Annotated in this window: 17 protein-coding genes and 1 tRNA gene; 3 read left to right on the top strand and 15 right to left on the bottom strand. The window is 34.2% G+C overall.

From position 1 onward, the window contains the following. Positions 1-112 precede the first annotated feature (112 nt). The 5 genes from ACEE93_RS03105 to bshC form a co-directional block, all read right to left on the bottom strand. On the bottom strand, positions 113-2347 hold the full coding sequence (locus ACEE93_RS03105) for a penicillin-binding protein (RefSeq protein WP_449154837.1): 2235 nt from the start codon (positions 2345-2347) through the stop codon (positions 113-115). Further along, positions 2328-2732 (bottom strand): cell division protein FtsL, encoded by a 405-nt coding sequence (ftsL, locus tag ACEE93_RS03100; RefSeq protein WP_449154836.1) that lies wholly within the window; start codon positions 2730-2732, stop codon positions 2328-2330. The genes ACEE93_RS03105 and ftsL overlap by 20 nt, the downstream gene beginning before the upstream one ends. Before the next feature lie 17 nt (positions 2733-2749). Beyond that, on the bottom strand, positions 2750-3685 hold the full coding sequence (rsmH, locus tag ACEE93_RS03095) for a 16S rRNA (cytosine(1402)-N(4))-methyltransferase RsmH (protein ID WP_449154835.1): 936 nt from the start codon (positions 3683-3685) through the stop codon (positions 2750-2752). A 15-nt stretch (positions 3686-3700) separates the two neighbouring features. Further along, positions 3701-4132, bottom strand: a complete 432-nt coding sequence (gene mraZ / locus ACEE93_RS03090) for a division/cell wall cluster transcriptional repressor MraZ (protein ID WP_449154834.1) — start codon at positions 4130-4132, stop codon at positions 3701-3703. A 145-nt stretch (positions 4133-4277) separates the two neighbouring features. Further along, positions 4278-5891, bottom strand: coding sequence for a bacillithiol biosynthesis cysteine-adding enzyme BshC (bshC, locus tag ACEE93_RS03085; RefSeq protein ID WP_449154833.1), 1614 nt, complete (start codon positions 5889-5891; stop codon positions 4278-4280). 133 nt (positions 5892-6024) lie between these two features. Between bshC and ACEE93_RS03080 the strand changes: the two genes are divergently transcribed. Continuing rightward, a complete protein-coding gene (locus tag ACEE93_RS03080; RefSeq protein ID WP_449154832.1) occupies positions 6025-6477 on the top strand; it encodes an N-acetyltransferase in 453 nt (150 codons plus the stop codon). A 119-nt stretch (positions 6478-6596) separates the two neighbouring features. Here the strand turns inward: ACEE93_RS03080 and ACEE93_RS03075 are convergent, their stop codons facing one another. The 4 genes from ACEE93_RS03075 to ACEE93_RS03060 all read right to left on the bottom strand — a co-directional run bounded on the left by ACEE93_RS03075 (position 6597) and on the right by ACEE93_RS03060 (position 7931). Then, positions 6597-7289: a YjjG family noncanonical pyrimidine nucleotidase gene (locus ACEE93_RS03075; RefSeq protein WP_449154831.1), complete on the bottom strand. Its 693-nt coding sequence runs from the start codon at positions 7287-7289 to the stop codon at positions 6597-6599. Positions 7290-7445: 156 nt separating this feature from the next. Beyond that, the gene (locus ACEE93_RS03070; RefSeq protein ID WP_449154830.1) at positions 7446-7577 is read right to left on the bottom strand and encodes a beta-class phenol-soluble modulin; all 132 of its coding nucleotides are present in this window, start codon (positions 7575-7577) and stop codon (positions 7446-7448) included. A 45-nt stretch (positions 7578-7622) separates the two neighbouring features. Further along, positions 7623-7754, bottom strand: coding sequence for a beta-class phenol-soluble modulin (locus tag ACEE93_RS03065; protein WP_449154830.1), 132 nt, complete (start codon positions 7752-7754; stop codon positions 7623-7625). Between the two features lie 45 nt (positions 7755-7799). Continuing rightward, complete coding sequence (locus ACEE93_RS03060) at positions 7800-7931, bottom strand: beta-class phenol-soluble modulin (protein ID WP_449156124.1); 132 nt, start codon at positions 7929-7931, stop codon at positions 7800-7802. 714 nt (positions 7932-8645) lie between these two features. Here ACEE93_RS03060 and ACEE93_RS03055 point away from each other — a divergent pair. Further along, positions 8646-10016 carry a TrkH family potassium uptake protein gene (locus ACEE93_RS03055; RefSeq protein WP_449156388.1) on the top strand — a complete coding sequence of 457 codons (1371 nt, stop codon included), beginning with the start codon at positions 8646-8648 and terminating at the stop codon, positions 10014-10016. A gap of 39 nt (positions 10017-10055) precedes the next feature. Here the strand turns inward: ACEE93_RS03055 and ACEE93_RS03050 are convergent, their stop codons facing one another. After that, the gene (locus ACEE93_RS03050) at positions 10056-10487 is read right to left on the bottom strand and encodes a VOC family protein (RefSeq protein ID WP_449156387.1); all 432 of its coding nucleotides are present in this window, start codon (positions 10485-10487) and stop codon (positions 10056-10058) included. Between the two features lie 500 nt (positions 10488-10987). On the opposite strand from ACEE93_RS03050, the gene ACEE93_RS03045 reads away from it, so the two are divergent. Beyond that, positions 10988-11061: transfer RNA gene (locus ACEE93_RS03045), tRNA-Arg, on the top strand. Between the two features lie 143 nt (positions 11062-11204). Here ACEE93_RS03045 and ACEE93_RS03040 read toward each other — a convergent pair. The 5 genes from ACEE93_RS03040 to racE all read right to left on the bottom strand — a co-directional run bounded on the left by ACEE93_RS03040 (position 11205) and on the right by racE (position 14308). Beyond that, complete coding sequence (locus ACEE93_RS03040) at positions 11205-11981, bottom strand: trypsin-like serine peptidase (protein ID WP_449156121.1); 777 nt, start codon at positions 11979-11981, stop codon at positions 11205-11207. Between the two features lie 128 nt (positions 11982-12109). Continuing rightward, complete coding sequence (locus tag ACEE93_RS03035; protein ID WP_449156120.1) at positions 12110-12244, bottom strand: beta-class phenol-soluble modulin; 135 nt, start codon at positions 12242-12244, stop codon at positions 12110-12112. Between the two features lie 157 nt (positions 12245-12401). Further along, positions 12402-12911, bottom strand: a complete 510-nt coding sequence (locus ACEE93_RS03030) for a YfcE family phosphodiesterase (protein ID WP_449156119.1) — start codon at positions 12909-12911, stop codon at positions 12402-12404. Further along, complete coding sequence (locus ACEE93_RS03025) at positions 12904-13497, bottom strand: XTP/dITP diphosphatase (RefSeq protein WP_449156118.1); 594 nt, start codon at positions 13495-13497, stop codon at positions 12904-12906. Before ACEE93_RS03025 ends, ACEE93_RS03030 begins: the two co-directional genes overlap by 8 nt. After that, positions 13490-14308 (bottom strand): glutamate racemase, encoded by an 819-nt coding sequence (gene racE / locus ACEE93_RS03020; RefSeq protein WP_449156117.1) that lies wholly within the window; start codon positions 14306-14308, stop codon positions 13490-13492. Before racE ends, ACEE93_RS03025 begins: the two co-directional genes overlap by 8 nt. Between the last annotated feature and the right edge of the window lie 132 nt (positions 14309-14440).

Genomic DNA, 14440 nt, shown 5'->3' with positions numbered 1-14440 from the left:
ACTAAATTTAATATCCAAAGCGGTATGGAGGACTGAGGTTGGGAGAAAAGCATTCATGCTTTATGTCTCAGCCTCAGCCTACTATTTTCATATTCCTTTTGTAATACCACTTTTATGAATTATCTTTATTATTTTTATTATCTTTACTGTCTTTATTATCTTTGTTGCTACTTTCATTGTTGCTGCTTTCATCGTCGCTACTTGTCTCTTCAGATGATAATTGAACTTGCACTTTCGTATCACTATCTATCGCAGTATTGGCTGACACACTTTGAGATGACACAAATCCGTTTCCTTCAAAGTCAACTGAAATATTTGTCAGTGATTCAAATGCAAGTACGTCTTCTCTTGTCCAACCTGTCATATCAGGCATTGTTAAATCACCATCAGTTACAAGTAACACGCGACCATTTGGCAATAATTGATTAGATGCAGTCGGTGATTGTTTAACAACTTTATCGCCGTCACCGATCACGACTGGATTGAATTTTTTACCTTTTAAGGTATCCTCTGCACTTTCAACACTTTTATTTGTGACATTCGGCACTTTACTTACAGTAGATTGCGTATCAATTTCATCACTGCCGACATTTAAGTATTGTAAAGTGTTTTTCATGACATCATTAAATCCTTTACTTGGTCCTAATTCATAAGCTTCCTCATCATTTTTTTGAGCTAAACTCATGCCAGAGTAGACCACTACTTTAGGGTCTTTACTTGGTGCATGACCGATGAAACTTACAAAATATGGATTAGCACCTTCTACATAACCGCCGTTATCAGGGTCTGCCACTTGCGCTGTACCCGTTTTACCACCGATACGATAACCATCGATTTGATAGTTAGGCGCATGACTTTTTTTGCTGTTAACCACTTTATCTAACTGATCGACAACTTGATCTGCCGTATCTTTTGTTATAGGTTTTCCAACTTCTTCTCTTTCACCCTTATAAAATGTTTTCTTTGTAATAGAGTTGTCTATCGACTGAACAAAATAAGGTTTTAACATTGAACCATTATTAAAAAAGGCTGATTGTGCTTGTAACATTTGTGCTGGTGTCACAGTGGTTGATTGACCGAATGCTGACGTTTTTTGCATTAATTCGTTATCCCAAGCTATATTACCTGGCTGCTCACCATCAAATAAACTGTCAGTTGTTTTACCAAAGCCAAATTTTTCATACCACGATTGCATTTTATCAGGTCCAACTAAATCTTGTAAGTGCATCATTAAAGTATTTGAGGAATAAACAAAACCTAATTCCATGTTAATTTTTCCCCAACCTTTTTTGTTCCAGTCATAAATACGGGACCCTTGAATATCACGATAACCTGATTCATATTTTTTATCTGGTTTGAATTTACCTTCTTGAATAGCTGCTGCTAGCCCATAACTTTTAAAAGTAGAGCCGGGTTCATAAGTATTTTGATATAAATCATTGGCCCATTTTTCACCAAAGTTTTCACCAGTATCTGGATTAAATGTTGGACGTTGGCTATAAGCTAAAATTTCGCCTGTTTTAGCATCCATCACAACAGTAAATAAATCTTTTGGATCATATCGTTCGACCATTTTATTTAAAGCTTCTTCAACAAATACTTGGATATTTGAATCAATGGTTAAATGAACATCATCACCCTGCTCAGGCGCTTGATCATTTTGAGAGTTAGGCACAATGTATCCCCAAATATCTTGGACAAAAGAAGATTTCCCATTTTTACCAGATAAATAACTATCAAAAATCTTCTCAACACCTAAAGCGCCTTTAAGTTCTCCTGAATCTGGATCTTTTTGTGCCATACCAATTAAGTGTGACGCAAAATTACCATTTGGATAGAATCGTTGTACTTCAGGGTACATCGTAATACCTGGTAAATTCATATCTTCTATTTTTTCTTTATCTTGATACGTTAAATCTTGACCAGCTTTTCCAAATTCAACTTGGAACGCTTTTTTATTATCTAAACGCTCTTTAATGTCTTTTTCCGACATATCAATTACTTTAGCTAATTGTTTTGCTGTTTTATCTTTATCCACCACATGCCTAGGTTTATCCGAATCTTCACTCGCTCGTTTGTCTACTACAGCAGCAAGACGAAAACGGTCTACATCTTCGGCTAATACTTTACCATTCCGGTCGTATATCGTCCCTCGTTTGGCTTGTTCTTCTAAATTTGCTAAATATTTTTCATTTGCTTTAGCAATTAAATTTTCTCCTGATGAATGACCTGTAATCATCACCAAGCTATATCGTAAAACCAATAGAAAAAAGAGCAGTCCAAAAAAGCTAATAAGGAGGACTGCCCCTAGTTTATTTTTTTTAATTTTAATTTTGCGTTTCGCCATTTTTACGCACTACCTTTACATTGTCGTTCTGTAGACTCATGCCTTGGTCTTCAGCTTTTTTATAGATGCGTTCGTAAGAAGAATTTTCCATTGTTTCAGATTTTAAGGCGCTATTCTGACTTGATTGTTGTTCAATTTTTGTATTAAGGTCTGCAATTTTTCCTCTTGTATCGTAAGCATCCATTTTTAAAGATAGCATATAGATACTGATAGCGGCAATAATTGTAACCAGTGTTATGTATAAAACTTTTTCAAACTTTGTTAACTTTACCACAAGCTGTTTTTTGACAGTTTTTGTGGTATCTTGTTTCGGTTGTTTCTGTGGTGTGACCTGTGGTTGCGGCATTTCTTCGTGGTGTGGTTCATATATTTTTTCAACAGCCATAAATAACGTTCTCCCCTTTACTTCAATATTTCAGCTACTCGTAATTTGGCACTTCTTGCTCGATTGTTTTCTTCTAAATCTTCATCACTTGCGACAATGGGTTTGCGATTCACACGTTTAAGTTTTGGTGTGTATTCTTCAGGTATAATTGGTAATCCTCTAGGGACTTCAGGTCCTTTTTCATATTCTTGAAACATCTGTTTGCACAAACGATCTTCTAAAGAATGGAATGTAATCACAGAAATACGTCCATCTTTTGCTACGCGGTCAATCGCTTGTTCTAAAGAGGTTTCAAATGCACTCAATTCATCATTTACGGCAATACGAATGGCCTGAAAAACACGTTTAGCTGGGTGTCCACCTTTACGTCTCGCTTTTGCTGGTATACCTTCTTTAATACACTCAACTAGTTCAAACGTAGTGGCAATAGGTTGATCTGCTCTTTTCGCTTCAATACGTCTAGCAATTTGTTTTGAAAACTTTTCTTCTCCATATCTGAAGAAAATCTTAACAAGTGACTCATACGACCACTCATTAACAACCTCATATGCTGTTAATTGTTGTGTTTGATCCATTCTCATATCTAACTTGGCATCATAATGATAACTAAATCCTCTTTCAGGTGTATCAAGTTGAGGACTAGATACACCTAAGTCATATAAAATGCCATCGACTTTATCGATATGCAGCTCATCTAAGATTTCATTCAAATTTCTGAAATTATTATGAACAAAAATAACTTTGTGAAGATGATCGCTTAACTTCTCTTTCGCATGATTAATTGCCGTAGTATCTTGATCAATCGCAATTAACCTTCCATTATCAGACAATTGTTGTAATAGGTATAACGAATGTCCAGCACCACCCAACGTGCAATCTACATAAACGCCATCTGGTTGAATATTCAGTTGATCGACGGTTTCTTTAAGTAACACGCTAATATGATGAAACACCGTTAACCCTCCACTTTAAAAATCAAAATCAATTAAATCTTCGGCAATCTCCTCGAAATTGTCTTCAGATTCATCATAAAAATCATTCCAAGTTGCACGATCCCAAATTTCAATTCTATTTGAAACGCCGATTACCGTGCATTCTTTTTCTAAATTAGCATAATCCCTTAACTTGCTCGGGATATTAATTCGACCTTGCTTATCTACTTCCACTTCAACAGCACCAGAAAAGAACATACGCATAAATTTACGTGCGTCACGTTTAGTCATCGGTAAGGTTTTCATTTTCTCTTCTATCGTTTGCCATTCTTCAAGTGTGTAGCCAAATAAGCATTTGTCTAGGCCTCGCGTGATAATAAAACGTTCATCAAGCTCTTGACGAAATTTTGAGGGCACAATCATACGCCCTTTCACATCGAGCTTATTTTCATACTCACCCATGAACATTTTATATCACCTCACCTTATGTATAATTTACCACATCTCCCCACTATCCTCCACTAATTATATAAAATTCATCCAAAATAATTCATATTCGCATTAAAAAAAGCTATCCGGAATCTTCCAGATAGCTTTTTATACGTTGATATAACTATAATCCTATAACAATTTGATCGAAAGTGTAAGAAAGTGGAGGGAATTTAGCGGAATCAAACATATCTATACCATACTCATTTAAAAGTTGGACAGGATTCCATATACGCTCTTGCAATCCACCCATTGGATGTAATGTTTGACTCAATTGATTGAAGTGACGCATACTAATCTCGTTTTCGCGTTCAATATTTGTGAGATAACGCTGTTTCAAATATCGATATTGATGCAACTGTATGTCATGATTCTTTTTAAGTAAACGTCGATTATCTTCAGTTTGTGACATATCTGCTTCAAGCTGCTCATAAAACGCTTGTTGTTTGCCAATCATCGTGTCTATATCTTCTAAAACCTTATCTGATGCTTTCGCTCGAATAAATGTATCCTTCACTTGCTCAATGCCCTCTAATATAATCTCATTCGCACTAAGATCATATTGATGTATTAATTTTTGAGATTTAGGGGTTAAGTATGTGATGCGCATACGTGGTAAGACAATCGGCATTTCAATATCAAACAAATGAAAAACAGCTTTCAATTCTCCCCAATATCTTATTTCACTTGGTCCGCCTACAAAAGCCACAGTATTGAATAACCATTCTTCTGTGAGTGGTCTTGTGACGACATTATTTGAAAATAGATGAGGTTCCTTGTCTACCTTCTCCAATAATTCAGCTTCAGTAAAAGCCTCTTCAGTCTTACTTGTATAATAGTAACCTTCATTGTATTTAAGTAATTGACGTTGTTGATCAATATCTATAAACAAATGAACGTTTGTATCCGTTTCAATCATACAAGGCAATCCTTCTTTTTGAAGTTGTTGTTGCGTTTGACGAAACGCTTGGTCAACTTGTTGATGATTTTTGATTAAATCACGTAGTAACGGTTTTTCAAGTTGTCTAAGATGTGGATGATGTGCATCAATTAGCAACAACCCTTGAGATTTAAAACAATGATGAACCATCATTTGAAATAAGTCTGTCCATTTTGTCGATGCTTCTATCATATCTTGAAGTTGGCGATATAATGCATTGGAGTGCGGTGTTTCTGGAATCCATTTGAAATAGTCATCTAAAGCCGTGTATAATGCTTCTTTATCAACCTCGTAATTAGAAACCGACGTTTCGGGTGGCATTAATGTATGATATTTTACTTTTTGTAATTTACCTTCCCGTTCAGCCATGACATACGTATGATTCACTTCTTCAAAATCGTGATCTTCCCCTGCAATCCAAAAAACAGGTACAACAGTTTCACCATATGAAGCGCTAAGTTCCTTCGCTTTAACAATAATAGATACAATTTTATGAAAAGTGTACAACGGTCCTGTTAATAATCCAGCTTGTTGTCCCCCAATAACCACTTTTGAGCCTTGTTCAAGTGCTTTTAATGAAGCTTCTTGTTGATCCGTTAATGTTAAATTAGACATATATTGGCGAATGACTTGCGCAACTTCTTTTTCTCTCCCATTATTTTGACGTTGCATTCGTCTCTTTTCGCTGTCGCTATGATTAGGATCATAATCATAAAACTTTAAAATAGATTGATCATGGTTTACAAATCGTTTAATAAATTCGTTTCTTTCATCTATTTTGACATTAAGACACTCCATGTTCATTTCTCCTTAATCCGTATTCTTAACTAGTATAATTGTTCAGCGTACATCTGACAATTTAACGGCTTACTTCATTAAATTAATCATTTAAGTTATAATTAAACTAATAAACAAATAGGGAGGGATTTTGATGACTCAAGTCAAACACCTTGATATTAACTTTAAAACTGAAGAACTATTTGAAGATTTCCGAAAGAATTTTGGCAACAAAGATTTATACATGGTAGATGAACTTCATGGTGAAATGATTGATGCAAGTTCTGAATCTCCTTTTTATGGTATTTACGTTGGAGAAACTATTGGCGCACGTATGGCGTTATATCGTAAAGGAGAAGTCGAAGAAACCTATTTTCCTTCTTACAATGACTATCTCGTTGTATGGAAATTAGAAGTGCTAAAAAAATATCAAGATAGAGGATTTGGCTCGCAATTATTAGATTATGCTAAATCTTTCAATTTACCTATTAAAGCAATTGCACGTTTTGAATCTAAAGGGTTCTTTATTAAAAATGGCTTCAAAGATTTAGAAGTTCAAAATGATGACGGACATGACATCCTTGTTTGGGAACCTGAACAGTCATAAAACACTATAAAAATAACTAGCGTATTGTGACATAAAGTAATCCTTTCCATGTAATTATTGATAAATCTCACTAAAGGTATACTTTATGTCCAATCCTAGACGACGCTTTGTCGCCTTTTTCATTCCTTATTTAATATAGAATGTAATGCATTCATATTTTGAATGGTATACGTCGGTTCAATTGTCGTTTGGTTTTGTTGTTGACGGTGATTAAACCAACATGTATCTACTCCTGCGTTTTGACCACCTAATATATCAGATGTTAACGAATCACCGATGATTAGAAAATCTTCTTTCTTATATGCCGGCAATGCTTCAAACACTTTTGTAAAAAATGCTTCTTTCGGTTTTTGAACACCTAATTCATCAGAGATAAAAATATGTTTAAATAAGGCATTAAAACTTACTTTTTGTAATCGTCTTTTTTGAGTATTTTCAACACCATTGGTCACTATCGCTAATAACCGTTCGTCTCCTAATTGGTAAACTACTTCTTCGACCCCTGGTAAATATTTAATAGGCGCTTGCACAAGCCCTTCTCTAAATGTAATATCCGCTTCTACACCATCTACATCTAAATTATGTGCTTTAAATGTAGCTACAAAACGATGACTTAAAACCTCTTGACGTGTTAATTCACCACGCTGAAATGCTTCCCAATGCACTTGATTGATGGCTTTAAATTGGTCATATTGACGCGATTTAAGAGGGATATCATATTGATCCATTAAATAGTGATATGCATGTACTTCTGCATCATGAAAATCGACAATCGTATCATCAAAATCAAATAATATCACTTTATATGTCATATTATCATCTCCTTTCATTTCAACTAGTCATTTTAACAAACTATATCGCCTCCCTCTACATAAATATAAAAACTTAACAAATAACATAGGTGATTAATTGAACGACAAAAAGGCCACAGCGCTTGCCGTGGCCCTATCAATGTATTAAAATATTTATTATCCGAAGAATCCTGCGATTGCGTCTACGCCTTTAGCTACGATATCCGCAATACCGAATCCCATGTCTGCCCATTCACCGTTAAGTCCTGCTTCTACTGTACCTTTGATTGCATTAATTAAATCTGCCATTGATATACACCTCTACTTTTTATTTTTATGATTGATTTATTGATATTATCCGAAGAATCCTGCGATTGCGTCTACGCCTTTAGCTACGATATCCGCAATACCGAATCCCATGTCTGCCCATTCACCGTTAAGTCCTGCTTCTACTGTACCTTTGATTGCATTAATTAAATCTGCCATTGATATACACCTCTACTTTTTATTTTTATGATTAGTTTATTTTTATTATCCGAAGAATCCTGAAATTGCGTCTACACCTTTAGCTACGATGTCTGCAATACCGAATCCCATGTCTGTCCACTCACCGTTAAGTCCTGCTTCTACTGTACCTTTAATTGCATTGATTAAATCTGACATTTAAATACACTCCTTAACTTTACTTTGTTTTTAACAAAACCTTTGCAATGTGTGTTGCGTTGTTTTGTTATATACAATATAACGAATTCCATGTATTTTTTGTTATTTAGTTCTAAACTCGATAATATTTATACGTATCTGTAAAAATATTTACATTTGAATACATTTAAGATGCCTAAGTGTGTCTAAAATTTGTCTTTTTTTATTTTAAACTGAGAGAAAATACTAAATTTTCCCGTCACGCCGGCTTTTAACAAAGAACGCCATTATCTCTATGACGACTTCCTACATATATTAGGAACACATATAAACAATCTAATTTCCTTTTTTAATGCTTAACTGTCAAAATATATTATTATCCAAACAGTTAAGCACTCATTTTAGCTTTTTAGGAACTGATTCCCCTTTTTATAATTTTGAGCGCTATACTATTCTTACACACAATAAAAGGAGGGATTCATCATGTTTTGGGCAGATTTAGTTTTAGGTGTTGTTAAGTTAATCAAAGGTCTTGTTGATACATTCGCAAAATAATTCAAAATTGATTCAAATAGAAAGACGAGATGCGTTACGCTGATACATACAGATAACCATCTCGTCTTTTTTTATATTAAATAATGTTAAACCCCTCATGATTCACTGCTATAGAGATACTTGTTTTTTTAACAAATCGTGGTATGATACTATCAAAAAAACAGAACCGAGGCTTCCACAATGTACAGTAAAAAACAACCTATTCTTTTTTATATTGTGCTTTTCCTATCTACTACTATTATCGGTAGCTTACTTTTATATTTACCTTGGACTGGTAAAGAACCCACTTCTTTAATTGATGCCGCATTTGTGGCAACCAGTGCTTTTACAGTAACCGGCCTCTCTACCGTAGACATCTCAAATCATTTCAATATTTATGGTCAAATCGTGATTATGCTATTAATACAAATTGGCGGCATTGGCATCGTAGTTGTGTCGATGTTGGCTTTAAAAATATCGCAAAAGCGTATTTCTATTCACGGACAACAATTACTTCAACTTGAGTTAAATACGGACGACATTTATAGTGTGTCAGATTTTGCTAAATTGATTTTAATCTTTAATATTATTTTTGAAACAATAGGCACTGTTATTTTAGCGTTAGTTTTCGTTCCACAATTAGGATGGTCAAAGGGCTTATTTACAAGTCTTTTTACGGCCATCTCAGCCCTGAATAACGCGGGGTTTTCTTTGTTTTCGGATAATTTAGTGCAGTATGCCCATGATCCTGTGGTTAATTTAATGATTGCTTTCTTAATTATTGTAGGAGGTATTGGATATGTCGTATTAATTGATCTTGTGACTACCACTAAAGTTAAACGACTCCAACTCCATACGAAAGTGACACTAACAGTCACTTTTTTACTTATTTTAGCTGGCTTCTTAGTGTATTTTATTCTTGAACATCAACATACTTTAAAAGGCATGACTTTATCTGATCAATTATTAGCTTCATTTTTTCAGTCTGTTACAACGCGTACGGCAGGTTTTAACACTATCGATATCACTCATCTAGCCCCAGGTACCTTATTATTTACTATGATGTTAATGTTCATTGGTGCAGGACCGATTAGTGCTGCAGGTGGCATTAAGGTAACTACATTTGCACTCGTCGTACTTTTCATGATGACATCACTTAATGGCCACGAACATACACATATATTTAAACGTTCCATTCCTCAAAAACAAATGCAAAAAGCCATTGCTATTACTTTATCAGCTTTATTCTTTGTCCTTTTAATTATCTTAGGAATGGCGATTTTACAACCTGATATGCACTTAATATCCCTTGCTTTTGAAGTTGTTTCAGCCTTTGGTACAGTTGGTTTGTCCACGGGGATTACTGATGATTATGGGGTATTATCGAAATGTTTAATAATCGTCACAATGATTACCGGAAAAATAGGTATATTAACAATATTAGGTTTATTGCAAAGAAAAACACGTGAAACTTACCATTATGCTAAAGGCTATTTTTATAGCTTTGTATATATTAAAAAGACTACCTCGTTATTTCACAAGGTAGTCTTGCTATTTAATCATTATTTTTAGGATATGATATAAAATGAAAATGTATTAAGCTTATGAAAACTAAGCTTGGCCATGAAGCATCCAACGAATACCATAACGGTCTGTTACTACGCCCATTTTACCGCCCCAAAATTGCGTTTTAAAAGGCATCTCAATTTTGACAGAATCCTCATTTTCTAACTTTTGATATAAACTTTCGACCATTGAAGCATCTTCTTCATTATCTAAGGAAAAAGCGATCATTAAAGAGATAGCACCATTAATCTCAACGTTTTTACCGAAGCCATCTGACGCATGAATGGTTGTATTAGCAATTGAAAATTCAGCATGCATTGTCGCATTTTCAGCTTCTTCTTTTGTTAAATTAAATTGACTTGCTTGTTCCGGACTCACAGCTAAACGGTGAATATTAGTCGCACCGAACACGTCCTGGTAATATTCAAGTGCTTCTTTTGTATTTTGAAATGTAATGTAAGGTAATAAAGATGTCATATTTTCAACTCCTCATTTAGTCAATGATACCTTTTAACTATACATTGATATGAAGACAATATAAAGTGGTATCCCTACATAAATAATATTTTACTTCATGTAGACATACCACTTTCATCAATGTCACTAGGTCGTTTAATTAGTTTTTGTGGTTAAACGTATCGTTAAAAAATTCAACAGCTTTTTTTAGAAGTTCAAAAATAAACATACTTTTTACCTCCTTTGATGATGATAAGCTTATTTTAACGCTAAAGCTATTTTTAATGATACATTTTGCGAAATATGTTGTTTTTATTGCTTAACTGCATTACTTTACTTATGTCACTGACATTAAGGCGCCTTATTCGTTACTTTTAATGATAGGAAAGCTTACTCAATGCTATCTCTTTAATTATTTTATGTAAAATTGTGCAGATAGTGTTAAATGTATACAAAAAGTTTTAAACCAATATTGATTTATCACTCGCGATTCGCTATAATAATATTTGTGTTGAAAATATGTCCTGGTAGCTCAGCTGGATAGAGCAATGGCCTTCTAAGCCATCGGTCGGGGGTTCGAATCCCTCCCAGGACGTTAATAATTTATTACAAAAAAGCTGAAATCCCCATTAATAAAGGGTTTCAGCTTTTTATTTTCTAACAAAATATCATTAACTTGACACGTATATAGAAAGAGATTGGGACAAAAGCGTTCAGGAATTGATTAATGTATCTTTTCTAAATATTTGAACGCACAAAGTCATAAAGTTCTTCTCTAAACATTAATCCATTAACTCCTGCGCCAGCTTGCCATCCACTATAAACAATACCAACAACTTCATTATTTTCATCAAATACTGGTGATCCTGAACTTCCAGGTGCTCCTGGCATATTTCCGTAAAATTTCAAAGGATCCTCTCTTCCAATGAAAAAGAGTAATGAACCTTCACCAATCCACATTGTATTTAAATCTTTATCACCTGGATAACCTACTACTGAAAATCGATTATTCGGATTATTTTCAATCCAACTTTGATGAATCCCGTTCGCATTTTTAATTCTAGCCGGTTGAACGACTTCGCCAATATTTTGACCATTTTCATTTGGTTCAATTTCCAATATCGCAAGGTCAATGTTATTCGGCGCAAGTTTATAACCTCTTACTCTAAATGTTCCTAAATCTTTTTGAGTACCAGGATTGGCATTATTTTTAGCTAATATAATTTTCGTATTCCCCATGCCTTCACGTACGATAGAATTTAACACATGCCTATTCGTAATGACAGTACTTCTTCCCGAAACAAATCCCGATGCTGAAAAGTCTGGCCCTTTTACTTTAACTACGGTATTATATGGTGCTTCAAATGAGTTTGTGACTTGAGTTCTTTTTTGAATTGATTCTGCTTTAGCTTCAAGCTGGTCCCCATTTAAGTTTAAAGATGAAACAGTTAACGCACTTACAGATGTCATCATTGTAATCGATGCAAAGATTTTTAAAAATTGAGATTTTTTCATAGAGTTTCCTCCCATTCATTTGTTATTTGTACTACACCTGTGCATATAAAACGAGAGTATAATAATCATGAGTTTTATTGATTACTATACTCTCGTATCACTAAAAGGATTGATTATCATCATTCAGATTATAATCCAAATAATCCTGCAATTAAACTTACACCTTTTTCTACGATTTCAACGATGCTTGTTCCCATTGCAGCCCAATCATGACCGATCGCATTAGTTACAGTGTCTTTAATAGCTTGGAATAATTCTTCCATGTTCTTCACCTCATTTAAGTTTTCCACGTCTAGTGGTTAACTTAAATATATCATTTACTTAAATAATTTATATCATCATTTCGTAACTTAATGTTTTTTAGTCATAATCGTTAATTTTTCTTTTAAAATTACAATTAGGACTTCCTAAATGTAATTATTATTTATTTAATTGTATTTGAATGGTTTTAATAATTTCATGATTGCGTTTTCTAAAGTTAATATAACCTGTCTCGTCCTCTATTTTAAGTTCACAATATGTTTCCTCTATATTACTTCTTGATTCTGAAATACTGCCCGGATTAATGACGTGAACACCATTGATATGTTCATATCTTGCCACATGTGTATGGCCATAGAAAGCAAATTGTGCGTTATTCTGAAGTGCTTGATAAGCAAGTTGCTCTCTAGACTGATTCACACCAAATAAATGACCATGCGTCGCAAAAATACGTATATTATCAAATGATTTAATACTTGTATCAGGAAATTCTGGGTAAAAATCCATATTCCCTTTAACGCGCGTAAAAAGACTTAATTCTGTATCGTTATATTCAAATTCAGAATCCCCTAAATGAAAAAAGGCATCCGAGTCATCATGTTTATCATAAATCTCATATAAAATTCCAGCTTCTGAATGATTATCACTTACAATTATGAATTTAAGCATGGTTTTCTCCTTCAATAAAAGATTGTAATTGATCAATTGCTTTTCGTCGGTGGCTGATTTCAGCCTTTTCGGTAGTGGTTAATTCTGCCATTGTTTTATTTAAGTGTGGTACAAAGAAAATTGGGTCATAGCCAAATCCATGTTCACCTTGACGTTCATGTGTAATCTCTCCTTGCACAGTCCCTTTAAAGGTGTGCGTTTGGCCATCTGCTGTCGTCATACTAATAACACATACAAACTGTGCACTTCGATCATCACTTTCACTTTCATCTAACGCCGCTAATGCTTTATCAATATTTGCCTCGTCATCTTTTTGTGGCCCTGCATAACGTGCAGAATAAATTCCAGGTTCCCCATTTAGTGCTGTGATTTCTAAACCACTATCATCCGCAATGACGGTCTTATTCAAACGTTTTGCAGCAGCTTCAGATTTCAGTGCCGCATTTTCTTCAAACGTTTGTCCTGTCTCTTCTACATCGAAATTAGGAATCAATTCATTAATACCAATTACGTTATAATTTGAAAATATAGATTTAAAGTCATTAATTTTACCTTTATTGGATGATGCAATTACAATATCATTCATTGATCAATCTCTCCTTATCTAGATAGATACGTTCAATATCTGGATTTAATTTTAACCATTCTTTTATAATAAATGTCATATGGTGTACATCACCATTCGCAAAAAATCGATGTTTTGGATTGGGGGTATAACTTGCATGTTCGTGACTGAATGTTAATAATGCACTTACTTCACGAGCTGTTTCAAGTCCTGAAGAAATAACCGTCTTCGTTTGATTAAAATATTCATAAATAGGTTGATATAACAAGGGATAATGCGTGCATCCTAAAATAACAGTGTCTGAATCAGTATGTCTCCAATTTTTTAAAGTTTGATGAATCACAATATTCGTCACTGTTGGATCTTTATATTTCATTTCTTCTACAAGTGGTACGAAACCCGGACAGGCAATGCCTTTCACTTCCACATTTGGATTAATTTTTTGAATATGTTCTCGATACGCTTCAGATTTAATAGTCCCTTCAGTCCCTAAGACAAGCACACTTTTATTTTTGGTAGTCATAATCGCTGTGCGTGCTCCAGGTTCAATCACACCAATAACAGGTATTTTAAGCATAGATTGTAATGCATCTAAAGCCACAGCAGTCGCAGTATTACAAGCAATGACTAACATTTTTATATCAAATTGTACAAGAAACTGGGCCATCTCAATTGTAAATTGTTTAACCTCTTCTTTTGGTCGGGAGCCATAAGGACAACGCCCCACATCTCCTAAATAATAAATGGTCTCATTAGGTAATTGTCGCATGATTTCCTTAGCAACGGTGAGACCACCGACCCCAGAATCCATAACTCCAATAGGTTTATCCATAAGTATTCATCCCAATCTAAACATTCTTGTTTCATATTCTACCACACTTTAACTTAATTCAAAAAATAGCTTATCTTATCATTACGTTTATAATCATTTTATTAAGCCTCTTATTTAAATGTCATCTCTAAA

This window comes from Staphylococcus sp. 11262D007BW (assembly GCF_053547815.1).
The sequence above is the reverse complement of the archived record's forward strand: the minus strand, read 5'-3'. Positions and strand labels throughout refer to the sequence as shown.